General features: G+C 60.3%; 20 protein-coding genes. 2 read left to right on the plus strand and 18 right to left on the minus strand.

Annotation, left to right across the window (positions count from 1 at the left end; all coding sequences use genetic code 11):
• Nucleotides 1-32 precede the first annotated feature (32 nt).
• Nucleotides 33-1,265: a hypothetical protein gene (locus tag EII30_RS08975; RefSeq protein ID WP_199731568.1), complete on the minus strand. Its 1,233-nt coding sequence runs from the start codon at nucleotides 1,263-1,265 to the stop codon at nucleotides 33-35.
• Between the two features lie 101 nt (nucleotides 1,266-1,366).
• Here EII30_RS08975 and EII30_RS04395 point away from each other — a divergent pair, with 101 nt between their 5' ends.
• A complete protein-coding gene (locus EII30_RS04395) occupies nucleotides 1,367-2,281 on the plus strand; it encodes an alpha/beta hydrolase (RefSeq protein ID WP_124886118.1) in 915 nt (304 codons plus the stop codon).
• On the opposite strand, the gene dcd is transcribed toward EII30_RS04395, so the two are convergent.
• Genes dcd through EII30_RS04420 form a run of 5 tightly spaced genes read right to left on the minus strand, consistent with a single transcriptional unit; the run spans nucleotide 2,278 to nucleotide 7,284 of the window.
• Nucleotides 2,278-2,883 carry a dCTP deaminase gene (gene dcd / locus EII30_RS04400; RefSeq protein ID WP_124886119.1) on the minus strand — a complete coding sequence of 202 codons (606 nt, stop codon included), beginning with the start codon at nucleotides 2,881-2,883 and terminating at the stop codon, nucleotides 2,278-2,280. The two genes, EII30_RS04395 and dcd, sit on opposite strands and share 4 nt — an antisense overlap.
• Before the next feature lie 60 nt (nucleotides 2,884-2,943).
• The gene (locus EII30_RS04405) at nucleotides 2,944-3,993 is read right to left on the minus strand and encodes a biotin/lipoate A/B protein ligase family protein (protein ID WP_124886200.1); all 1,050 of its coding nucleotides are present in this window, start codon (nucleotides 3,991-3,993) and stop codon (nucleotides 2,944-2,946) included.
• 16 nt (nucleotides 3,994-4,009) lie between these two features.
• Nucleotides 4,010-5,029, minus strand: a complete 1,020-nt coding sequence (locus EII30_RS04410; RefSeq protein ID WP_124886120.1) for a PfkB family carbohydrate kinase — start codon at nucleotides 5,027-5,029, stop codon at nucleotides 4,010-4,012.
• Nucleotides 5,026-6,150 (minus strand): ADP-ribosylglycohydrolase family protein, encoded by a 1,125-nt coding sequence (locus EII30_RS04415; RefSeq protein ID WP_233569277.1) that lies wholly within the window; start codon nucleotides 6,148-6,150, stop codon nucleotides 5,026-5,028. The genes EII30_RS04410 and EII30_RS04415 overlap by 4 nt, the downstream gene beginning before the upstream one ends.
• Before the next feature lie 39 nt (nucleotides 6,151-6,189).
• The gene (locus EII30_RS04420) at nucleotides 6,190-7,284 is read right to left on the minus strand and encodes a siderophore-interacting protein (protein WP_233569278.1); all 1,095 of its coding nucleotides are present in this window, start codon (nucleotides 7,282-7,284) and stop codon (nucleotides 6,190-6,192) included.
• A gap of 218 nt (nucleotides 7,285-7,502) precedes the next feature.
• On the opposite strand from EII30_RS04420, the gene EII30_RS04425 reads away from it, so the two are divergent.
• Complete coding sequence (locus EII30_RS04425; protein ID WP_124886122.1) at nucleotides 7,503-8,114, plus strand: DM13 domain-containing protein; 612 nt, start codon at nucleotides 7,503-7,505, stop codon at nucleotides 8,112-8,114.
• A 51-nt stretch (nucleotides 8,115-8,165) separates the two neighbouring features.
• On the opposite strand, the gene EII30_RS04430 is transcribed toward EII30_RS04425, so the two are convergent.
• The 12 genes from EII30_RS04430 to EII30_RS04480 all read right to left on the minus strand — a co-directional run bounded on the left by EII30_RS04430 (nucleotide 8,166) and on the right by EII30_RS04480 (nucleotide 21,196).
• Nucleotides 8,166-9,311 (minus strand): AAA family ATPase, encoded by a 1,146-nt coding sequence (locus EII30_RS04430; protein WP_158608657.1) that lies wholly within the window; start codon nucleotides 9,309-9,311, stop codon nucleotides 8,166-8,168.
• 142 nt (nucleotides 9,312-9,453) lie between these two features.
• On the minus strand, nucleotides 9,454-14,391 hold the full coding sequence (locus EII30_RS04435) for a DUF5979 domain-containing protein (protein ID WP_124886124.1): 4,938 nt from the start codon (nucleotides 14,389-14,391) through the stop codon (nucleotides 9,454-9,456).
• 93 nt (nucleotides 14,392-14,484) lie between these two features.
• Nucleotides 14,485-14,631, minus strand: a complete 147-nt coding sequence (locus tag EII30_RS08885; protein WP_158608658.1) for a hypothetical protein — start codon at nucleotides 14,629-14,631, stop codon at nucleotides 14,485-14,487.
• Nucleotides 14,632-14,830: 199 nt separating this feature from the next.
• Nucleotides 14,831-15,136: a 30S ribosomal protein S14 gene (rpsN, locus tag EII30_RS04440; protein WP_124886125.1), complete on the minus strand. Its 306-nt coding sequence runs from the start codon at nucleotides 15,134-15,136 to the stop codon at nucleotides 14,831-14,833.
• Nucleotides 15,137-15,138: 2 nt separating this feature from the next.
• Entirely contained in the window at nucleotides 15,139-15,306 is a 168-nt protein-coding gene (gene rpmG / locus EII30_RS04445; RefSeq protein WP_124886126.1) for a 50S ribosomal protein L33, read from the minus strand.
• Nucleotide 15,307: 1 nt separating this feature from the next.
• Nucleotides 15,308-15,544 carry a 50S ribosomal protein L28 gene (rpmB, locus tag EII30_RS04450; protein WP_124886127.1) on the minus strand — a complete coding sequence of 79 codons (237 nt, stop codon included), beginning with the start codon at nucleotides 15,542-15,544 and terminating at the stop codon, nucleotides 15,308-15,310.
• Between the two features lie 284 nt (nucleotides 15,545-15,828).
• Nucleotides 15,829-16,914 carry a zinc-dependent alcohol dehydrogenase family protein gene (locus EII30_RS04455; protein ID WP_124886128.1) on the minus strand — a complete coding sequence of 362 codons (1,086 nt, stop codon included), beginning with the start codon at nucleotides 16,912-16,914 and terminating at the stop codon, nucleotides 15,829-15,831.
• A 129-nt stretch (nucleotides 16,915-17,043) separates the two neighbouring features.
• The gene (locus EII30_RS04460) at nucleotides 17,044-17,442 is read right to left on the minus strand and encodes a Fur family transcriptional regulator (RefSeq protein WP_124886129.1); all 399 of its coding nucleotides are present in this window, start codon (nucleotides 17,440-17,442) and stop codon (nucleotides 17,044-17,046) included.
• A 62-nt stretch (nucleotides 17,443-17,504) separates the two neighbouring features.
• On the minus strand, nucleotides 17,505-18,314 hold the full coding sequence (locus EII30_RS04465; protein WP_124886130.1) for a metal ABC transporter permease: 810 nt from the start codon (nucleotides 18,312-18,314) through the stop codon (nucleotides 17,505-17,507).
• The gene (locus EII30_RS04470; RefSeq protein ID WP_124886131.1) at nucleotides 18,311-19,198 is read right to left on the minus strand and encodes a metal ABC transporter permease; all 888 of its coding nucleotides are present in this window, start codon (nucleotides 19,196-19,198) and stop codon (nucleotides 18,311-18,313) included. The genes EII30_RS04465 and EII30_RS04470 overlap by 4 nt, the downstream gene beginning before the upstream one ends.
• Nucleotides 19,195-20,130 (minus strand): metal ABC transporter ATP-binding protein, encoded by a 936-nt coding sequence (locus EII30_RS04475; protein WP_124886132.1) that lies wholly within the window; start codon nucleotides 20,128-20,130, stop codon nucleotides 19,195-19,197. Before EII30_RS04475 ends, EII30_RS04470 begins: the two co-directional genes overlap by 4 nt.
• The gene (locus EII30_RS04480) at nucleotides 20,114-21,196 is read right to left on the minus strand and encodes a metal ABC transporter substrate-binding protein (protein WP_124886133.1); all 1,083 of its coding nucleotides are present in this window, start codon (nucleotides 21,194-21,196) and stop codon (nucleotides 20,114-20,116) included. Before EII30_RS04480 ends, EII30_RS04475 begins: the two co-directional genes overlap by 17 nt.
• Nucleotides 21,197-21,231: the final 35 nt, after the last annotated feature.

Raw genomic sequence — 21,231 nt, forward strand, 5'->3', positions numbered from 1 at the left:
TGCCGGCCTGCTGCCTCGGGTGGATCCGGTGCTTAAGCCCAGTCGCTGCGCGCCGCCGCTTTCGGGTTCAGCTGCTGCAGTATCCAGGTGATGCTGTTTTCAACCTCGGGATCGTTCTCGGTTTCGTTGCCTGTTTCGTGCAGGTAACCGGTTTCCGCTTTCGCCCACGAGGTTTCAATCACTCGCACACCGGCCGCTCGCACCCGGCTCGCGAACGCTTCGCTCCCCTGTTTTGCCGGATCAAGCTCGGCGTTTAAAACAATCAGGTCTGGTAGTTTAGCCAGCTGTTTTTCTTGCAGCTGCAAAACCGCGATCGGTTCGGTTGGCAGGGTTGGTTCCGGCGGCAGTTCCACCGTCTCAAACAGCGCATCGTGCGCGGCACGCGCGGCCGCTTCCGCGCTCGCCCGCTCCGCCGCTTTAATCTGCTCGATCATCGCGGTAATTGCCGCGAGCGAGGCGCGTTCCTGCCCGGCGGCGGCGGTTGCCGGTTTCGCGGGTGCGGCGTTAATCGGGGCGGTGTCAGCGGTCACGCTGGTCGGTTCCGCGGCGCTAACGGGTGCGGCGCCAACCGGTGCAGCATCCACTGATCCGGCGCCAGCAGGCGCGGCACTAACCGCCCCGGCCTCAGCTGGCGCGGTGTGCTGGGGCGCAGCCCGCCTCGGGGTATATCCGCCAGCGCCAGCGCCAGCACCAGCACCGGCGTCAACCACACCAGCGCCGCTGGCTGAGCCGATCCGCCCCTCCTGACCGGTTAAAAGCTCTGGGTAAACCAGCAAAACACCCGCCGCCCTGCCCGCAATACCAGCGGCGGCAGAAACAGCCTGGGTGAGAGCGGCCTGCAGCGCAAAATCGGCGGCGATTCCGGATCCGCCAACGAAAATAAGCCCGCCGTAGTGGGCGTCAACCCAGCGCAGCACCGCAGCAACCTGGTTTGCGGCGCACAGCTGCGCGGCCGCGTCTGCGGCGAGTCCGTCACGGTTCTGGCGGGTTTCGGCGAGCACCGCAGCGTAGTCGACCGCCAGAATCCTAACCCCGTGCTCTGCGAGACGCTGCGCAAAACACTCGGCTTCGCGGTAGCGGGGATCGTCAGCCCAGACGAGGGTTGCGAGCGGTGAGGCGGCGATGCGCTTGAGCGGATCCGGCGCGATCGTGGGTTCAAACAGTGTGGCGCTGATGCTGCCCCGGGCAGCCGGATTACCGGCGCGATCCTGAGCGGCCTCTGGCATCGGGATCGGCATTTTTATCTGTTTAACCGCGTAAGACATGTCTCTCTATTTGCAATAGCCTCCGCTAGCTATCGTACAACTTTTTGCATACCCCCTCACGATCTAATAGCGTGTGCATGTGACTGTGGTAAAACAGAAGCATGGCAGTGACCCACACCAGATTCACCTACACGGACAGTTACGGCGTCAAAATCTACGCCCAAAAGTGGGCTCCGGCAGACCACAGTCCCGGCTGGACTGGCCCGATCGCGGGCGACCAAAACGCTGTTGACCCGACCGATCTGATCGGCGCGGTGCAGATTGTGCACGGCATCTGTGAGCACTCGGACCGCTACAGTCAGTTCGCTCACGAGCTTGCGAACGCGGGTTTTGTTGTTTACGCTGACGATCACCGCGGGCACGGCCGCACCGGCATCCAGCAGCACCGCGAAAACCCCGATCAGATGGGGAAGCTCGGGCCCGGTGGGCTGCTCGCAACCGAGGCCGCGATAACGCAGCTGACCAGCATCATCCGCGAGGCTCACCCGGGTATTCACGTCACCGTGTTTGCTCACTCCTGGGGGTCTTTGATGGCGCAGCGGATCCTGAATCGCACCCCGAATGTTTGGGACGCCGTCGTGTTAAGCGGCACCGCATACCGCACCCCAGCCCACATGAACTCGGGCGATTTGAACGCCGGTTTTGAGGGTCCAACCGACTACAACTGGCTGAGCCGTGACCTGAACGTCGGCATCGCCTGTGAGGAGGATCCGATGCGGTTTAAGGGATCCATTCTCAACCTGTTCGGGGTTGCCGACTCGCTGCGCCTGTTTGGCACCCCAGCGGCCGGCCTCAACCCGAAAACGCCGCTGCTGATCACCGGCGGCACCGCTGACTCGCTCAGCCAGAAGGACGGGCTGCAGAAACTCGCCGCCGCGTATCGGAAACGCGGGCTTGAGGATGTGACGTTACGGCTCTACCAGGACGGTAGGCACGAGATGCTCAACGAGATCAACCGTGACGAGTTTGTTGGTGACGTTATGACCTGGATAACCGACCGGGCGATGGGATACTAGTTGCCGCGCGCCCCGAGATCGGTTGTTGTCACGTCCGCAACCGCCCAGTTGAGGTAGGAGCGGGAAGCGGTTGGCCCGCGCTGCCCGTGATAGCGGGAGTTGGTTGCGCTGTAACCGTAGGGGCGTTCTGCCGCGCTTGACAGTTGGAAGAAGCACAGCTGCCCAATCTTCATGCCCGGCCACAGGCGAATCGGCAGGGTTGCGACGTTTGACAGCTCAAGGGTGACATGCCCCGAGAATCCGGGATCGATAAAGCCCGCTGTTGAGTGGGTGAGCAGGCCGAGCCTGCCGAGTGAGCTTTTACCCTCCAGGCGGGCGGCAATATCGTCGGGCAGAGTCACCTGCTCGAAGGTGCTGCCGAGCACAAACTCGCCCGGGTGCAGCACAAACCCCTCCTCCGGGTCCGCCTCAATCAGGCGGGTTAGTTCCGGCTGCTCAACCGCCGGGTTGATCTCCGCGTATTTGTGGTTATCAAACAGTCTAAAATAGCGGTCAAGACGCACATCGACGCTTGACGGCTGCACCATCTGCGAATCGCTCGGGGTTAACTGGATCCGCCCGTCTGCAAGCTGCTGCTGAATATCTCTGTCTGAAAGTAACACGTAATCTATACTACTTCAGTTAAAAAGCGCCCGGGCAACCGGTTTAGCAACCGGCCGCCACTATTTGATGCGGTTACGCCACGCGGGAGTGTCGAACTTCGACTCGAGCAGTTCCTCCGCCTCATCCCACTCGGTGTCGGTGATGCTGCCCTCTACACCGCCGTGACGCTGTTTAAACACCTCAACCATGCGCTGAATCAGCTCATCGCGGCTCAGCTTGGTTTGGGCTTTGAGCGGATCCACCCGCTTATTTGCCGATGGGATGCCCTTGTCGCTGAGCTTCTCACGGCCGATGCGTAGCACTTGCAGCATCTCGTCCGGGTTCATGTCGTAGGCGATAGTGACGTGGTGCAGAATCGCGCCTGACCCGAGACGTTTCTGCGCAGCGCCGCCGATTTTGCCGGACGGGCCGACAATATCGTTGAGCGGAGCGTAGGATGCGTCAATGCCGACCGAGTTGAGTGCCTCAAGCACCCACTCGTCGAGGAAGGCGTAACTGTCGGCGAAGCTCATACCGCGCACCAGCAACTCTGGTACGTAGAGCGAGTAGGTTATGCAGTTCTCGGGCACCATGTACATTGCGCCGCCGCCGGAAATACGGCGAACCACGTCAACGCCGAGCTTCTCCACGGCCTCACTGTCGATCTCGTTCTTCACCGACTGGAAGCTGCCGATAAACACCGCCGGGCGATCTGACTCCCAGATGCGCAGGGTTGGTTTGCGCTCGCCGGAACCGATCTTCTTGGTGAGCACCTCGTCCAATGCCGCGTTCAGCATCGGGTCGATCTCCTCCTCGTGGACAATCTCCCACTCGTAGTCGCGCCAGGTTGCCGCGTTCGTGAGTGCGCGCCGAATCGCCACGCCGACACTGCTCGGGGTGACACCCAGCATTTCGCAGTGCTCCGGCAGTTCCTGCTCAATCGACTCCGCAATGTCGAGGATTGTGCTGCCAATATCGAGACCGTTAACCGCGTTGTTAATATCATCGATAAGCGTCTCTGGCTCTAGGAAAAAGTCGCCCGAGAGCTGGAAATTCTTAATAACTCCGGCCTCTTGCTCGAAATCTACGACAACAAGTTTGCCACCTGGGACCTTGTACTCTCCATGAATAGCCATACCTACCAGGTTACCATTTTGCGGCGTTAATCTCACTAGCGGTCGGAGCGGTCGCGGGGCCGCTGCGGGTGACGGCGAGCGCGGCGGCGATGTTGGCGCGCTCCGCTGCGGCGGTGAGGGTGGATCCGCGAGCCAGCTGTCCACACAGCACCCCGGTGTGTGCGTCACCGGTGCCGTTGGTGTCGACGGCCTGCACCCGCGGCGCGGGTATCACGGTGTGATGCTGCCCGCTCGCAACAACGCAGCCCTGTTTACCGCGGCGCAGCACAACGTCGCAGCCGTGCTGGCTGGCGAGCTGCGAGGCGAGGGAGGCGGCGCGCTCAGTGCTGGTTTCGGGCGAGCTAGCGGCCGTTGCGGAGGTGCCGGTTTCGGTGCCGGTTTCGGTGCCGGTTTCGGCGCCGGTTGACGCTTGCCCTGCTGCCGGGGCACCTGCGAGCAACCCCGCCTCTCGCTCGTTGAGGGTGAGCACCGTGGCGTGGGCCAAAACCCGCTGCAGCAGCGCCGGATCCACCTCGCTGATTACCGGGGCGGGATCAAACACAACGCTGATGCCGGGGACGGCCGCCGCGCTATCGCTGAGGAAGCCGAGCAGTTCCTCGGCGAGGCACGGGCTCACCAGCGAGTAGCCTGAAACATAGATAACATCGCCGGTTTTCGCGATCCGCGGCAGCCGCGTTGGCTCGGATTCAGCGCCCAGCACGGTGAGGAAGCTGCGCTCCCCGTCGGGTTCGACCAGCGCAACGCAGTATCCGGTGTCGCGCCCGGTCAGCGGCTTTTGCAGGACTGTTACGCCCTCCCGCGTAAGCTCACGCAGCACGCGCTTGCCGTGCTCGCCGTCGCCGATTGCGCCGAGGTAGCAGGCTGCTGCGCCGTCTCGCACCGCGGCCGCGAGCACATTCAATCCGCCACCGACCGCTGTAGATGCGGCTGTTGCGATGGTTTCGCCGCCGCGCTCCGGCAGTTTCGGCACCCGCATCACCAGATCAACTATCACCTGACCGGTGTGGATCAGCCTGCCCACGCCCGTCACGCCACGCCTCCCGCCTCGCCCCGCTGTACCTCGCCCCGCTGTTCCTGTGCCCGCTGACGCAGCTCGGCTAGCTGGGCGGCGAGCTCGGGGATCCGCCCCACACCCGTCTCTGTCAGGTTGACCTCGCTCAAGAGTCGCCGAGACTCCGCCGGGATAACCGCGGTGCCGTGCAGGGCACCGAGCATCGCCCCGGCGATCGCGCCAACCGTGTCGGTGTCACCGCCCGCGTTTGCGGCGGTGGATAGCGCCAGCAGCGGATCATCCGCGAAGCGCTCAAAAAGCAGCAGCGCCGCAACGATTGACTCCTGCGACTGTACCGAGGTTCCTACCGTTCGTGCCAAAAAATCTGGGAAATCTGCGGCGTCCACCCATGCCGCGATTGGCCGGAACAGCCTAAACCTCGCCGCAACCGTTGCGCCCGGAACCCAGTTGCCGCACGACTCCGCAGCCTCCGCGAGCTGCACCGCCGAATCGAGCGCCGCCGTCGGCTGCTGCCCGCTAAGCAGCTCCGAAATCACCGCCGCAACAGCGACCGCGCCCGAGACGCCAATGTTCGTGTTGTGGGTGACAAGGCTCGCCCGCTGCACCGCCGCAATCAGCTGCGTGCCAGGCGGGTGGGCGATGCCGAGCGGGGCGATGCGCATTGCGGCGCCGTTGGTGGATCCGTCAGCCCCCGCCATCTCTGGCGCGACGCCCTGCTGCAGCGCCGTCAGCGCGGCCTTCGTTGACGGACCGAGCAGGTCGAGCGACCCGCGAGCGATCATGCGAGCCTCCCAGTCGATTAGGCGTTGGGCGAGCTCGTGCACGTCTACGCTGCCGCCGCCGGAGATGGTTAGTTCGGCAACCAGCAGCGCCTGTTCTGTGTCGTCGGTGACGCTGCCCGCGGGCATGCCCGGGGCGATCGGCTGCTCGTCGTTTGCGGCAACAAAACCACCGATCCTGCCATACTGCTCAGCGATCTGTTCGGCGCTTAAACACTGGGTCGGCATGCCGAGCGCGTCACCCGCGGCAAGGCCCCAGAGGGTTCCGGCGGCGCGGTCGAGAAGCTGCGCCTGGGCATCGACCCGCGCACTGTCTGCCGACTGCGGCGAGGCGGCGGGGTTACTGCTGTTATTGCTCACAGATCCAGTTTAGTTGCGCCCGGTGTGCTTCGCAGGTGGCTAGTCTTGTGCGCGCCCCTCACGCCAGTACCCCATAAAGGCGGCGCTGCGGCGGTCGATGCCCATATCGCGGATCAGGTAGCGGCGGATCCGCTTCACCATGCCCGCCTCACCAGCAACCCAGGCGTAAACGCCCGTGCTTTGCAGCTCCGCACCGCCGGCAGCCCCGCGCGGCACCTCCCACAGAAGTTCCCGGTCAACGTCGATATCGCAGGGGTCCTGCCGTTCAGTGACACCCGCGCGCACCTTAAAGTTTTGACTGAACAGTCGGAACAGCTCCTCGCCGTGCGCGTCTTTTCGCGCGGTCACAAAGATCTTAAACCCGGGATGGTGCGGCAGATAGGCGCCGTCCGCCGGGTTCGGCAGCTCCAGCAGCACAATCCCGTTCGCCGCCTTGGGCAGCTGCTCCAGGATCCGCGAAATCGCCGGCGCAGCCGTCTCATCCCCCGCCAGCAAATGCCACATAGTTACCGGTGGCGGCACGAAATCGAGTCCGCCACTGTCGCCCGAGTAGCGACGATTCGGCCCGAGCAACCAGACCGTGTCACCCGGCTGCGCGCTCTGCACCCACCGCGATGCGGGGCCTGCAGGCGTGTGCACAACCGCGTCAATATCCACCTCGCTCAGTTCGGGCGCACTGTCGCAGTGCCGCACCTCGCGGGTTGTGTATGTGCGGATCACGGGACGCACCGCCTCGGGCATCTCGCTCCAGCGCTGATACCAGTCAGATGCTGCCGCGAGCTCCTCAACTGCCGCTGCCGCACTCTCACCCGCTGTCGGCAACACCAGCTTGATCCGCTGATCAAAACCCGGATCAGCTAACTGGTTGAGGCTCGCGCCGCGAAGCGTGAAGCGCCGCATCGTCGGGGTCAGCTGCGTAATCTTCAACAGCTGCGAATTGAAGAACCTGAAGGGTGGCGCGGCCGCGTCTGTCTGCACAATTCTGCCCCGCCTGGGCGCCGCCGGAGTCTGCGAGGTTAGCGGGGATGCCGCGCGCCGCGGTGCTGCGGGCTGCGCCGCCCCACTCTCGCGCTGCGCTGCGGTGTTTCCGCGCTGCGCTACCGCACCTGCGGACTGCGCCAGGTTAGTTTGCAAAGTTTCCTCCTTAAATGTAGCTTCAATTCGCAGATGAACCTCGTCACAACACAGCAAAACAGCCATTCAGCAGCGCGTTTTACCGCGAGGTACATTCATATGATTACATTTTAAGGCACTTAGCACCCTCGCGTAAACTGCTATCCGCAAAGCCGCTGTTGCTACAATGTTTTACCGCCGCGTAGTTTTTTAATTTTCAGGCCATCAGGGAGGATTTAATGCCCAAACTAAACCTCAAATCTCGCAAAACCATCATCGCGCTGAGCATCGGTGCCGCGGCACTGCTGGTCGCCGTCGCCTCGATCTTCCAGCCCTGGCTGCTGTTTGTCAACAACGAAGTTAAAGACACGATCCCGACCATCTCCAAGGAAGATACGGCCGCAAAGCCAAAGAGCGAGGGCGATGGCGGATCCACCCAGGCACCCGCAACCGAGGGACCCGCCGCCGAACCTGCCCCCGAACCCGCACCCGAGCCCGCTGGCCCGGTGCTGGTCGCACAGGGCAGCCTGATCTCGCACGAGCACCCCACCTCCGGGCAAGTGCTGGTTTACCGCCTGCCTGACGGATCCACCCAGCTCGCCCTGCAAGGACTGCAGACAACAACCGGGCCAGATGTTCACGTCTGGCTTTCACAAGCGCCGGTGATTGAGGGAACCGCCGGCTGGTACACAGCCCGCGACTACGCTCACTATGACCTCGGCATGATTAAGGGTAACCAGGGTGACCAGGTTTATACGGTGCCCGCTGACGTCAACATCACCGACTGGAGCTCCGTAACCCTGTGGTGTGAGGCCTTCGCGGTGTCGTTCGGTGCGGCAACACTCGCCTAGTGATCTTATAACTGTTTATAACTTCGCGAAGTTATAAACAGTTATAAGACGCTACAGGGCATAGACCTCGCGAATGTACTTGCCAAATCCCGGCGCAGTGAACTGCAGATAGCCGTACTCCGGCGCCTCAATTAGCCCCTTGCTGAGCAGTGAAGCGCGCTGCGCACTGATATCTGTTGTGGAAACGCCCAGCGCTTTTGCGATATCAGCCCTCCTCAGTTTTCGTTCCTGCAGGGTTGCCATAGCCTGCAAAAGCTCAAGCTCTTTCTCGGTTGTTTTGGCGAGGCGGGAGGCAAAGAACTCCGTGCGCTTGGACTTGAACAGTTCACCCGCCGCAGCTGCTTGCACCGCAGTGATCTCCTCGTCAGCGTCAGGGTCACCCGCAACCTCCCACGCACAATCACCGATTAACTGCAAAAAGTGCGGGTAACCAGCGGCAAACTCGAGCGCGGTTTTCAGTGCCTCTGTGTGCCACTTCACGCCAAGCTTACCTGCGGGCAGGATCAGAGCCAGCTTCGACTCCTGCGGGCTCAGGTTAGCCAGGTGACGGTAGCTGAACCGTTCCGCAAAACTAGCCGAGTCGGTTAAAACGTCTCGTGTGTTACCGAGCCCGGCCGTGAAAATAGCCAGCGGCAAGTGATCAGCTTCCGCCTGCAGGTGCTGCCAGGCAAACGCCAAAGCGGTCAGGCTTGCCTTATCGGCCTGCTGCAGTTCATCAATGAACACAACAAGACCCTTTTTACCGCTCTGCAATGCGGCATCTGTTGCGGCCTTAAACGCCGCCTCAAGCACCCGCTCAGCAGGCTGTGTTGGGAGGTTACTCTGTTCATGCTGCTGCAGATCAAGAGTCACAACGGGCAGCGTTATCTTCATCCGCTGCAGAGAGGATTTCAGAGCACTCGCAAGCTTATTGGAGGTAGCCTCAACAGTCCGATAGCACTCGTCAATCAGAGCCGCGGCAAGCTCACTGTTACCGGCTGTCACCCAGATCGTTTCAAACTGCCGCTGCTTAGCCAGTTTCTCCGCTTTCCGCAGCAGCGAGGTTTTACCAACACCTCGCGGGCCGACAAAGATTTCAAACTGTTTATTCATCTCCCCGAGCTGCGCAACACGCTCAAGTCGCTGCGAGATCAGACTCAACTGCGACTCACGGCCGGGGATCTCCTCCGCAATCGTACCGGGTGTGTAGGGACTCATCTGCATAAGACCATCTTATAGCTGTTTATAACTTCGCGAAGTTATAAACAGCTATAAGATCGGCGAGGCAACAAAAAACTGTGGGGAGCAATCTCTTACTCCCCACAGTTTTAGTGTTTAGCGATCTGTCGACAGCGCCGGTTTATTCAGCTGTGTTAGCGCTGCGGCGTCTTGCCATGAAGAACCCGGCCGCTGTGATCAGCAGCACCGCACCAACCGCTGCCGCACCACCGAGCATCTGCCCGCCGGTGACTGACAGTCGCTTCGGCTGTGGGCACAGCACCTCGTTGCAGACGAACTTGTTGGTGACCTTAATCGCCAACTCCTGCAGCTCATCTGGCTTACCCTCGGTAACCTGTACACCCTTCTCGAAGCTGTCATGGTCAGTGATGACCTCAGCAGCACCGCCGGTAACGGTTTCGTTAACGAAGCACTTGGCACCGAGTGGCAGGTGCTGGGTCTCGCCTGCGCTGTCTTTCAGCAGCACGGTCTGACCGTCACTGATCTCAACCTCTTGGCTGTGTACGGTGACTGGTTTGCCGTTCTCGTCAATCTGGCAGGTAACCATGATCTTGAACTTGGCGTCTTTCACCTTCTCGAGCGCTTCAGCCTCGCCGGTTACTTCCTTGGTCAGCTTCAGTGTGCCAGCAGAGTAGTAGTTAGTCAGCGACGCATTAGCCAAACCACTGGTCCAAGCAACACCATCCCAAGGAATAGTCACAGTCACAGGAGCAGCCAACCCGTCAGCACCAGGAGCCGCCTTCTCAGTAATCACACACTCCGCAGAAGCAGGCAGATCACCAATCACAGCAGACTCAACCGAGGTAGCCCCAGCAGGAACAGCAACCTTCACAGTCTCGTTCCGAACCTCAGCACCCTCAAAGGTACAAACAACACCAAACTCCAGCTCAGTGCCACCAGCAAACGGTTTCACACCAACACCCTCAAGCAGCTTAGTGATCTTCAGCTCACCCTTAGGCAACTCGAACTTGTTAGTCACAGAAACATTCAAAGCCTGCAACTCAGTCGGCTTACCACCAACAACCTCTACACCATTAGCAAAGGAATCATTAGCGATAACAACCTCAGAAGCACCACCATTAACCGGCTCAGAAGCAAAACACTTCGCACCAAGCGGCAGGTAAACAGGCTCACCATTATCATCCAGCAACTGCTTGCTACCAGCACCAGTGAACTTCACCAGCTGCGACGCAACAGTCGCACCAGGAACACCACCAGCACCAGGCACCTGACAGGTAACCATCACCTCAAACTCCTTAGCCGCAGCAGCAGCCAAAGCAGTGTCATTACCCTCAAGCAGCTTAGTCACCTTAATAGTGCTAGCAGAGTAGTAGTTAGTCAGCGACGCGGTTGTGACCGGCGCGGTCGGATCCGCCCCAACAACCACGGTTACCGGTGCCGCAGCTGCATCGGCTGCGCCGTGACCGGTCTCGGTGATAACACACTCAGCCTTTGACGGAATACCAGTCAGCTCCTCAGAGTTCACGGAGGTAGCGCCAGCCGGCACGGTAACGTTTACTGTCTTGTTGAACACCGGTTTGGTGTCGAGAGTACAACTCACCTCGAAGGAGAGTTTGTTACCGCCAGCAAACGGTTTCACACCAACACCCTCAAGCAGCTTAGTGATCTTAAGTTTACCGTCGCTGATCAGACCGGCATCAACCTCGGTGACCTGCGAGTCACGGCCGAGAACAACCGGATCCGCCACGCCCTGAGCGTTTGCGTTAGAGTCGATCGCTGTGTCACCGCCCGCGTTCTTGACGGTGAACGAGGTGTCGTCCGGCGCGATGAAGGTCACAGTGTAACCGTCAGCGTTTGACGCACGCAGATTGTTGAACATGTAGTGACCGGTGTCGTCGGTGCGGGTCTCCAACTTAACCGGGTTGCCGAGGTCGTCGGTTCCGGTCAGGGTGACCCGGACATTACCAACAGGCGCCTCTGGCTCACCAGCGAAAGTGTCTTGCACACCGTTACGGTTGTAGTCCCACCAGACGTAGTCACCGATACTGGAGGCGATCACAGTGGTCTGACGCTTTACCGGACCAACCGGGAACTCCAGCCCCTTCACCGCGGCGAAGGTGACGTTATCGTAGACGTTACCCGCAGCGTTACCGGTGGCAACCGCTGAGATATCGAACTCGAGGATCTCGCCAACCTTGTATGGTGCCTCGCTGATAGCGCGGAGACCGGTCACCTGGGCGGCCGCTGTCGGGCAGCTGCCGGTGCCGTAAACCACGTTGCCACCAGCCGGAGCGTCACACCAGGTAGTGCTGCCATTCGGCAGGTTGCTGGCGTGACGAGGATCCAGCTCGATGTTGTCAGCCGAGGTGTAGAGCAGCTTCATGGTGCTGAGGCTGCGCGGGGTAGGCTTAGCGCTCTGGAAGGTGAACTTACCGGTGAAGTTCGTGTCGTGGAGGCCGTTCTTCGGCAGCACGTCGATCACATCCGGGTTGCTAACTGCCGGGCCGCCAACGGCTGGCAGCGCGTTGATCAAACGCACGCGCCAACCAATGTTCTCGGTGTGTGCGGCATCCGCAGGCAGCACCTGGCGAACCGGGGTTGTCAACACCTTCTCAAGCTTCACACCGGCGGCGTTAGAGATCTGCACCTGCGCGATGTCGCTGCGCTGTGTAACGGTTGACTGGTCATCCTCTGCCCAGATCCGCACCTTATTGGTGTAGACACCGTTCTGTGCACCGCTGCTAACCTCTACGGTCATAATAATCGGCTCGATTGCCTGGTTTACCTCGTGCTTCGGGTAAACCCAGCGCAGGTATGTCTCGCCCTTCTCACAGGCTGGTCGCTTCGCATCGCTAGGGGTTGTGTTGCTCACAACATCCGGGTTACGAGTCGCACCAACATAGTCCTGGCTGCCTGGGAGGCAGTCCTCAACCCAAACATCCTTGAGGATGCCGGTTGTTGCAGCACCGGAGGTCAGGCTCGGGGTGATCTGGTACTGCACAGTGTTGCCGCCGGTCACGTTTGGCGGGGTCTTTGTGAAGTCACCTGCTTCACCGGCACGCACCTGCTTCACCACGCGAGCTTGCACGTGAGCCAGAATAACGCGGTCACCGATGGATCCGGTGTGGTTGTTGAAGTCGTAGTTGTTGCGGAACCAAGGCTTGTTGGAGTTAACCACCTCGTCGATTGTGCCGGCGGTGAACTCCTGGTTGCCACCCTCAAAGTTAGTGAGGCGCTTGGTTGATGCCCAGTTTGGCAGCTTGGTGCCGGTGTCGTGACCGGCGTCAGCAACGTACATGCCGACAGCGATGTTGTAGCGCACAAACGCAATGTGTGAGCCAACCGCTTTCGGTGATACGAACTGCACACGCACCCGCTTCACACCGCTGTAGATACCCTTTGCAGCGAGGGCAGGATCGTTGTTAAACGATGCGTGATTTGGGTCGTCGTACCAGGGGCCCTGGTTATCGGCACAGGTGGAATCGTTACCGCTTCCAGCGTTTCCGCCAGCAGAGTACTGCACCTTCAGCTCAGGCACCTGATCCTTATAGTTTGCGTACTGCAGCCGACCGTTTGCCGCCAGCGGCAGGTTGTTGTAGCCGGTGATCCAGACGGGCGCGCCGTCAGAACCGATGTAGCGGCCCGGAGTGTTTGGATCCCCCGGATGCTGGCGTGCCTGCAGGTGCAGTTTGGTGTTGTCCCAAACGTCACAGACGAGAATGTTCTGGCTTGCTGGCAGCGCCGCGTTTGACGAATGCACGGTCAGCAGCGAGATCAGGCTCTGGGTTGGTGCAACGGTGATGCCACCGGATCCATAGGTTGCGCCGCCCGGAGGGCCCTCACCCATCCAGCCCCTGTCACCAGCGTTGAACTCGGTCGGGGTCATGTTGCGTGGCTCGCCAGTAACACCTGCGAAGCGCTTACCGAACACACCGCTCACCGAGAGGTTCGGCTGGGTTGTCAGGTAGTCGTTCCAGTTAACGGTGCCGGCGCCCGGGTACTTGGTTGAGGCAGGTCCTGGCTGCTGGCTTGAGTCCTGTGTATCGGTCGCAGAGTTAAAGCCCTTAATGTTCAGGTTGTCGAGCTTGTTAACGGTCTGCAGCGTCCAGACGCTGTCAATCTCAACACCGAAGTCGCGCACAACCTCGGTCGGGGTGTAAACCTCAAAGGCGTATGAAACCGCGTAAGCGTTCTTGCCCGGGATCGCCTTACCAACCGGGCTTGCAACCTGGGTTGGGTAGGTCTTCAGGGTTGTGTCAGCGCCGCTGATGGTGATCTTAGCTGGCTGGCCTGGGCCGTCCTGCACAACCTTAGCGGTTCCAGAGTCGCGCACCGAGTTGGTGACGGTTGCAGCGCCGCCGAGCTTCGCGTATGGGCGATCATACGCCGCACCGTTACCCTCCAGGGTTGTGCGGATCCGGCTACCGTACTTGTTGAGATCCGCCTTCAACGCAGCAAGCTGCTGCGCGTTGAGCTGCGGGTACATCGCCTCCGGGGTGAGGTTGTCCTCAAGGTAGATGTCACCGATCGCAGGCATCGCACCCTTACCGCCATCCGGTGCGGAGATCAGCAGGGTGTAGCGGGTTTGGAAGCAGACGCGGTTCTTGTCGAAGTCACAGGCCGCAACCGCGGGGCCGTACTTGTAACCGGTGTTCTCCTGCTGCGCGATAGCGTTCTTTGAGACGTCCCACATCAAACGCGCAGATGCCTTGGTGGTTGGCAAGTTGGCTGCGTTTGACGGGGTTGGTGCCTCGTCGGTTTTAATGGTGACGCTGCTTGGCGAAATGGTGTCACCGTTGTGCAGCAGGTTAGAAACCTTAACGTCAAACTCAAACAGCTTTGAGTCGTTGGTCAGGTTACCAACGTTACAGACCAGGGTCTGCGCCTCCAGCTGGTCCTTTGAGGTTGCGGTCAGCGGCACAGTCACACCGTTAGAGGTTGACTGCGGGGTCAGTGATGAACCGGGGCCAGAGCACAGCGCCGGCAGCGCTGCGAGCTCAACACCCTTTGGCAGCGCAACGGTGACGGTTGTGTTGGTGCCTGTGCCACCCGCTACCGCGTAGTTGACCCGGTAGCGGATTGTGTCGTTAACCCGCACAATTCCATTCTTAGACCCGGAGTCGTTACCTGCACTATCATCAGCGAACCATTTGTCACCCTCGTCCGGGGTGCCGTCACTAACAACCTCGATTTAGACGCTTGCTGTGCCGGCTGCCTCGGTTACCGCTAGCGCTGGGCTGGTCCCAAACAGCAGGCTTGAAGCCAACAGCGCAGAAACTGTGACAGCAGAGGCGAGCGGTTTGCCCGCTGCCGTCAACCTCTTTTTTTGACTCGACATTATTACGATCATCCGTTCTACTGGGGAGTAGTCAAAAACTTTGTGCAAATATTCTGCAAAAAATTCTCTTAACCTTTCTATTCTATGGTAAGAGGGTGGGGTAAACAATTTATCTTTAGCCAAAGCAAAAATACCGGTCAGCGGGCAAAACAAAAGCGACCCCGGGAGATCCGGGGTCGCTCTCTAGTAAATCTTGTGTTTACCAGCTTGACTTGGTGATGCCTGGCAGCTCACCGCGGTGAGCCATCTGGCGGAAGCGCACACGGCTAACACCGTACTTGCTGAGCACACCACGTGGACGGCCGTCGATCACGTCGCGGCTGCGAACGCGAACAGGTGAGGCGTTGCGTGGCAGCTTCTGCAGGCCACGGCGAGCAGCCTCACGGCTCTCAGGTGTGCCATTAGGGTCAACAAGCGCCTTCTTCAGCTCTGCGCGACGCTCAGCGTAGCGTGCAACGATCTCCTGGCGCTGCTTGTTTTTAGCGATCATGCTCTTCTTAGCCATGATTAGCGCTCCTCTCGGAATTCAACGTGCTTACGCACCACTGGATCGTACTTCTTCAAAACCAGGCGGTCTGGGGTGTTACGACGGTTCTTCTTGGTTACATAGGTGAAACCGGTTCCCGCTGTTGACTTCAGTTTGATGATTGGACGAACGTCCTGCTGCTTAGCCATATTAGAACTTCACCCCACGCTTCTTCAGATCTGCAACAACCGCTTCAATGCCGCGGGCGTCAACAACCTTAATACCCTTAGCAGAAAGGGTCAGGGTAACCTTGCGGCCGAGTGATGGCACGAAATAGGTCTTCTTCTGGATGTTTGGATCAAACCGACGCTTGGTACGACGGTGTGAGTGTGAAACATTGTGGCCAAAGCGTGGAACGGCTCCGGTCACCTGGCACACTGCTGCCATAGTAATTTTCCTCTCAGTACCGAGAACTCGTGACGAGCCCTCCCAAGATCTCTTGTCTGCTACCCGCGCCGGGTGACGCGGATGCGGTCTGCGCCAACAGGAAATGGCACAGCCAAAGTTCAAGCTTACTCGCATTACGCTGCAAAAGCAAAGCGTGGCTGCTGTAAGATTTCTCAAACAGCAGCCACGCGCTAGCTCTGACGAGCTACGGTTTGCTGCACCCGACCAGAAACCTGGCCTGCTGGGCTAGCCGCAAAGGCTCGGCCGGCCCAGCTCAGCAAACGCTACTCAGCGGCAATAATAACCTTTACCGCCTTGTGCTCGTCAGCGTTCTTGAACACATCCCATGCCTTCTCGAACTCATCCCAGGTGAAGTGGTGGGTAGCCAGCTCATGCACTGGGAGGTCGCTGTTCTGCACAGCGCGCAGCAGCATACCTGTGGTGTCTGCGCTAACCAGACCGGTTGTGATGGTGAGGTTGCGGATCCACAGCTTCTGCAGCTCCAGCTCAACAGGCTTACCGTGCACACCAACAACCGCGACGTTTCCGCCAGGCTTTACAACATCAGGGCACATTGCCCAGGTTGCTGGGAGGCCAACAGCCTCGATTGCGGTGTCAAGGCCACGACCCTCGGTGATCTCGTTGATGCGTGCAGCAACATCCTCTTTAGCAGGATTGATCACGTGGGTTGCGCCCATCTTCTTTGCCATCTCCAGACGGCTCTCGTTCATGTCAACAACAACGATGGTTGCTGGTGAGTAGAACTGCGCTGTCAAAAGCGCACTCATACCAACGGGGCCGGCGCCAACAATCATAATGTCTTTGCCCGGCATAACCTGGCCGCGCTGCACACCGATCTCGTGACCGGTTGGCAGTGCGTCAGAGAGGAACACAGCGGTGTCATCGTCGAGTCCCTCTGGCAGAACATAGAGAGAGTTGTCAGCAAACGGGGTACGAACATACTCTGCCTGGGTGCCGTCGATCATGTAACCCATAATCCAACCGCCGCCGTTCTGGCAGTGTGCGTAGATCTGCTTTTGGCAGTACTCACAGGAGCCACAGCGGGAAACACAGGAAATAATTACCTTGTCGCCCACTTTAATGTTGGTGACACTGGATCCAACCTCTTCAACGATACCGATTCCCTCGTGTCCGAGAATCCGACCGTTCCATTCACCAGTCTCAGCCTTCGCGGTCTCCTCAATCTCTGGGTTTTTGCCCTTGTAGATTCCCAGATCAGTACCGCAAATGGTGGTTTTTAGCACCCGAACGATCGCGTCTGTTGGGTCAATCAGCTGCGGCTTCGGTCGCTCTTCAAACCTAATATCGTGATCGCCGTAGTAGGTTATTGCGCGCATAGTCTCGGCCATGCTATCTCCTTTGACTAAATTGAGAGGAACGAACACCAGGCGGTGTACCTGCAACCCAACTTACTCCCCTAAAACGAAATAAGCAATAACACTCAGAACAGTAAAAAACGACGAAATTAAAACACCGGATCAGGAGGCGTTACCGCGGCAGTTTGCGCAGATGCCAAAGACATCAACCGCGTGTGTTGTGTCGGTGAACCCGTGCTGTGCGGCAACCTGGTGGGCCCAGGTCTCAACCTCGTTCGCCTCCAGCTCCTCGGTGTGACCGCACACCCGACAGATCAGATGGTGGTGGTGACCGGCGGTTGAGCAGAACCGATAAATGTTCTCACCCTCCGGCGACTGCAGCGTATCCGCCTCCTCGCTCTCCACCAGGCTAGCCAGCGCCCGGTAGACAGTAGCCAGGCCGATTGCGGATCCGCTGTGACGCAGTTTGTCGTGGAGCTGCTGCGCGCTGACAAAACCAGACTCGTCGGCGAGAGCAGCCCGCACCGCCTCCCGCTGCCAGGTGTTGCGCTTTACAACCATCAGAGAATCCTATCTACGCACCCGAGTTTTGCTGAGCGTTAAGACACAGCTATGCATTCAGGCTAGCGGGTTTGTTTGAAACCACGCTGAAAATTAAGCCGCTGCAAAAGCAGCGCGATCCCGAACAGCACCGCAACCATCACGCCGATAGCGCCGCCGGCGGCAACGCTGAACGCAACCGAAACCCACAGCCCCAAGCCGCTCGCGAGCAGGGCAATCACGAGGGCGAGTGGGGGGATCCACACCACATTGCTAACCAGCAGGCGGGCGATCGCGGGCGGGCCAACCAGCAGCGCGACGCTCAGGATCGCACCAACCGCGGGCAGTGAAACAACCACCGCGGCGGCAACCACCGTTGCCGTAACCAGCTCCGGTGTTAGCCTGCCGAAACCCGCAACCCGGTAGGCTGCCGGGTCGAAGGTGTGCAAGAGCAGCTGCCGTTTAAACAGCGCCAGCAGGATTAAACAAGCGATCAGCACGATTTCGGTGATGACCGTGTCGGAGGGTTGTACACCGAACAGTGAGCCGACCAGCAGCGCGTCAACCGGCACGTTAAAGCTCTGCTGCAGCGAGCTGAGCAGCGCGCCGAGGGCGAATCCGAAGGCGAGCACAATGCCGGTCGCCGCCTGCATGCCCTGGCCGCGGACCCGGGACAAAAGCGCCATCAAAAGCACCAGAATAACCGCCGCAATCGCCTGCCCGAACAGCACGTTAACGCCCGCGATCGCGGCAACAACGCCGCCAGGGAAGGTTGCGTGACTGAGCGCAACCGCGAAGAATGACCGTTCACGGAGGACAATCACGGTGCCGACCGTTGCCGCCAGGCAGGCGAGGAGGGTGAGGTGCAGGGCGGCGAGCGTGAGATAGTTCACGGTGCCACCTCCCCCGTGGTGGCGGAGGGGCGAGAGCGACGCAGGGCTGACGGGATCCGCCCCAGCAAAACCAGCCCGTAGATTAGCAGCAGGAGCAACACAACCGCCGCACCAGCCGAGAGGTTAACGCCGTGACTGAACGACGCCCAAACGCTCGCGGTGAGGCCGCCAAAACCGGCGATAGCGGTGACCAGCGCCGCGACCGGAACCAGCAGGAACAGCTTAGACACGAGCTGCCTGGCAACCGCCATCGGCACGATCAACAGGGCGATCACCAGCAAGTTTCCGAGCGCCTGCACACCCGCGACAACAAGCATCGAGATAGCGATGCTGAGCAGCAGATCGGTTTTAAACACACTAAACCCGGCAACCCTAAAGCCGCGCAGGTCGTGGGCGCGGTAGAGCTGTCTGCGCCAGGTGAGAATCACGATCAGGGTTGCAACGCCCGCGACCACGATCAGCTGCCAGAGCTGGGTGTCGGTGACCGTCAGCAGGTGCCCAAACAGCAGGCTCTCCAACTGGCTAACATAGCTCTCCTGCTGTGACACAATCACGATGCCGAGGCTAAACGCGCTCGTTAAAAGCACCGCGACAGCCGCATCCGAGGCGAGTTTTTGGCGCTGTTCGAGCAGGGTCAGCACAAGCGCGGTGATCAGTGCGGCGATTAGCGCCCCGGGCATGATGCCGGCGGATCCGCCCACAACATAGCCGATAACGAGACCGGGGAAAACCGCGTGCACAAGCCCGTCGGTGACGAACTCCATGCTGCGGAAGCTGATGAACAGGCCGACGAACGCCGCCGCCACGGCGAGCACCAGGATCGTGATGATTCCGCGCTGCACAAACGGCAGCTGCATCGCAGCCAGCAGCTCCGCGAGGGTCATTGCGCCGCGCCGCTCTCGTCGCCGAGGCTGTTGTTGCCGAAGCTGTTGTTGCCGAGACCGCGGCCGCGAGGGTCGCCGCTCTCGTCGCCGAGGTCGGTGTGCTGGTGGCCAGCCCGCTCGTGCCTGGTTGTCAGCTGCGCGTTACCGATTGTCACCGTTGTGTCGTGGAAGGTCTTGGCGACATTCTCCGAGGTGAGCGTTTTCGCAACCTCGCCGAACGCGATCATCTCCCGGTCTAGCAGCAGCACGTGACTGCACGCCTCACGCGCAATCTCCAGGTCGTGCGTTGACACAACAACCGAAACACCGGTTTTCCTCAGCTCTCGCAAAACTGCCAGCAGCGCCAGCCGATTTGGCCGGTCAAGGCCGTTAAACGGCTCATCGAGCAGCAGCAGTCGGGGGTTTGCAACAAGCGCCCGGGCGAGGATCACCCGCTGCTGCTGGCCGCCGGAGAGGTCACCGAACAGCCTGCCGGCGTGCTCCCCCAAACCAACCTGCGAGAGCGCGCGCTGCACCCGCTGCCTGCCGTCCCTACCGAGTGGTTTTAACACCCCGAGCTCACGGTAGAGCCCCATCGCAACAACCTGTTTCGCGGTGACCGGTAGTTCTGTTTCGCGGGTGTCCGCCTGTGGGAGCAGCCCGATTCTGCTGAGCGCCTCCCGCGGTTCCGACCCGAACACCCGCAGTTCACCGCCCAGCTGCTCAACGGTGCCGGTGAGACCGCCGAGCAGGGTTGATTTACCCGACCCGTTCGGCCCGATCAGCGCAACCGCCTCACCCGGGTAGAGCGCCGCAGTAACACCGGTCACAGCGGCTTTTCCGGCGTAACCGAAGCTCGCGTCTCGCAGCAGCAGGGTGGGGTCTGGGGCCGCTATATTCGTTGCTTCCTCGTGAGCGGATCCACCCGCCCGCGCGCTAGTTTGCTGCGGCATCAAGCACCTCGGCGAGCTCGGTTGGCAGCGGATCCACCGTCACACCCCACGCCTCCAGCATCACGCGCGTGTTGGAGACGGTCGCGCCGATGTAGCTTGCCGCCTCGCCGTCAGCGCCGAGCGAGTCGGCGTAGATCGGGTCGGTGACAACCTTGGCGCCCGCCTCATTCGCGACGGTTGTGCTGAGTTTCGGGCTCACCGATGACTCCACGAAAATCGCCTTCAGTCCGGCTGCTTTTATCGCTGTGACCAGGCGGTTTATCTCGCCCGCGCTGGGCTCGGCGTTGTCCTCGAAGCTTGGGATAACAGAGCCGACATACTCGATTTCGTACGCCTCAAGGTAGTAGAGCAGCGCGTTGTGTGTGCTGACGAACTTGCGGACTTCGGGATCCGCCTTTGCCATCTCGGTTTTAATCCAGTCGTCCAGCACCGTCAGTTTCGCGGTGTATTCCTCGGCGTTTTCGCTGTACTCTGCAGCATTGTCGGGGTCTGCTTTGCTGAGCCCCTCGGCGATCTCTGTGACCATTGCCGCCGCGAACTCGGGTGATGTCCAGACGTGCGGGTTGACGCGCGCCGAATCGCCGGCGCTATCACCGTGGTCGTGGTCGCTGTGGTCGCTCGCACTGTCGCCGTCACCGTCGCTCATCGCGGCATCGGGGGTGGATCCGGCAGCGGTCAGCTCCGCAGCGCGATCAAGATCAACCCCGTCAGCGGCAATCACCTTTTCGCCGTTAAAGCCGGCGGCCTCAACCGCGCTGTCCAGGAAGTCGTCGAGGCCTGCGCCATTGACGATCAGCACATCAGCGACGGCGAGCGCCTGCAGGTCGGCGGGGCTCGGGTCGAATGAGTGGGCGGATCCGCCCGGTTTCAGCAGCCCGGTCAGCTCGACTCGATCCCCGGCAATCTGCTTAACAAAGTCTTGAATCTGCGTGGTCGCCGCCACAACCTTCAGTTTGCCGGAGTCACCCCCAGCCTCTCCCGCGTTACCGCTGCAACCGGCGGTGAGCGCGAGGGAGGTGAGCGCGGTTGCTATTGCCGTGGTTTTTAGTAGTGATTTGAGCTTCATTAATCCCCCGCCGGTAATAGTGCGTTGTGCGTACC

It is taken from the genome of Leucobacter sp. OH1287, assembly GCF_003859945.1.
GTDB lineage: Bacteria > Actinomycetota > Actinomycetes > Actinomycetales > Microbacteriaceae > Canibacter.

Excerpts from the sequence above, each read along its gene's own strand:
- EII30_RS08975 (WP_199731568.1), bottom strand. The coding sequence starts at position 1,265 with ATGTCTTACGCGGTTAAACAGATAAAAATGCCGATCCCGATGCCAGAG.
- EII30_RS04395 (WP_124886118.1), top strand. The coding sequence starts at position 1,367 with ATGGCAGTGACCCACACCAGATTCACCTACACGGACAGTTACGGCGTC.
- EII30_RS04425 (WP_124886122.1), top strand. The coding sequence starts at position 7,503 with ATGCCCAAACTAAACCTCAAATCTCGCAAAACCATCATCGCGCTGAGC.
- EII30_RS04430 (WP_158608657.1), bottom strand. The coding sequence starts at position 9,311 with ATGAGTCCCTACACACCCGGTACGATTGCGGAGGAGATCCCCGGCCGT.
- EII30_RS08885 (WP_158608658.1), bottom strand. The coding sequence starts at position 14,631 with ATGTCGAGTCAAAAAAAGAGGTTGACGGCAGCGGGCAAACCGCTCGCC.
- rpsN (WP_124886125.1), bottom strand. The coding sequence starts at position 15,136 with ATGGCTAAGAAGAGCATGATCGCTAAAAACAAGCAGCGCCAGGAGATC.
- rpmG (WP_124886126.1), bottom strand. The coding sequence starts at position 15,306 with ATGGCTAAGCAGCAGGACGTTCGTCCAATCATCAAACTGAAGTCAACA.
- rpmB (WP_124886127.1), bottom strand. The coding sequence starts at position 15,544 with ATGGCAGCAGTGTGCCAGGTGACCGGAGCCGTTCCACGCTTTGGCCAC.
- EII30_RS04455 (WP_124886128.1), bottom strand. The coding sequence starts at position 16,914 with ATGGCCGAGACTATGCGCGCAATAACCTACTACGGCGATCACGATATT.
- EII30_RS04460 (WP_124886129.1), bottom strand. The coding sequence starts at position 17,442 with ATGGTTGTAAAGCGCAACACCTGGCAGCGGGAGGCGGTGCGGGCTGCT.
- EII30_RS04470 (WP_124886131.1), bottom strand. The coding sequence starts at position 19,198 with ATGACCCTCGCGGAGCTGCTGGCTGCGATGCAGCTGCCGTTTGTGCAG.
- EII30_RS04475 (WP_124886132.1), bottom strand. The coding sequence starts at position 20,130 with ATGCCGCAGCAAACTAGCGCGCGGGCGGGTGGATCCGCTCACGAGGAA.
- EII30_RS04480 (WP_124886133.1), bottom strand. The coding sequence starts at position 21,196 with ATGAAGCTCAAATCACTACTAAAAACCACGGCAATAGCAACCGCGCTC.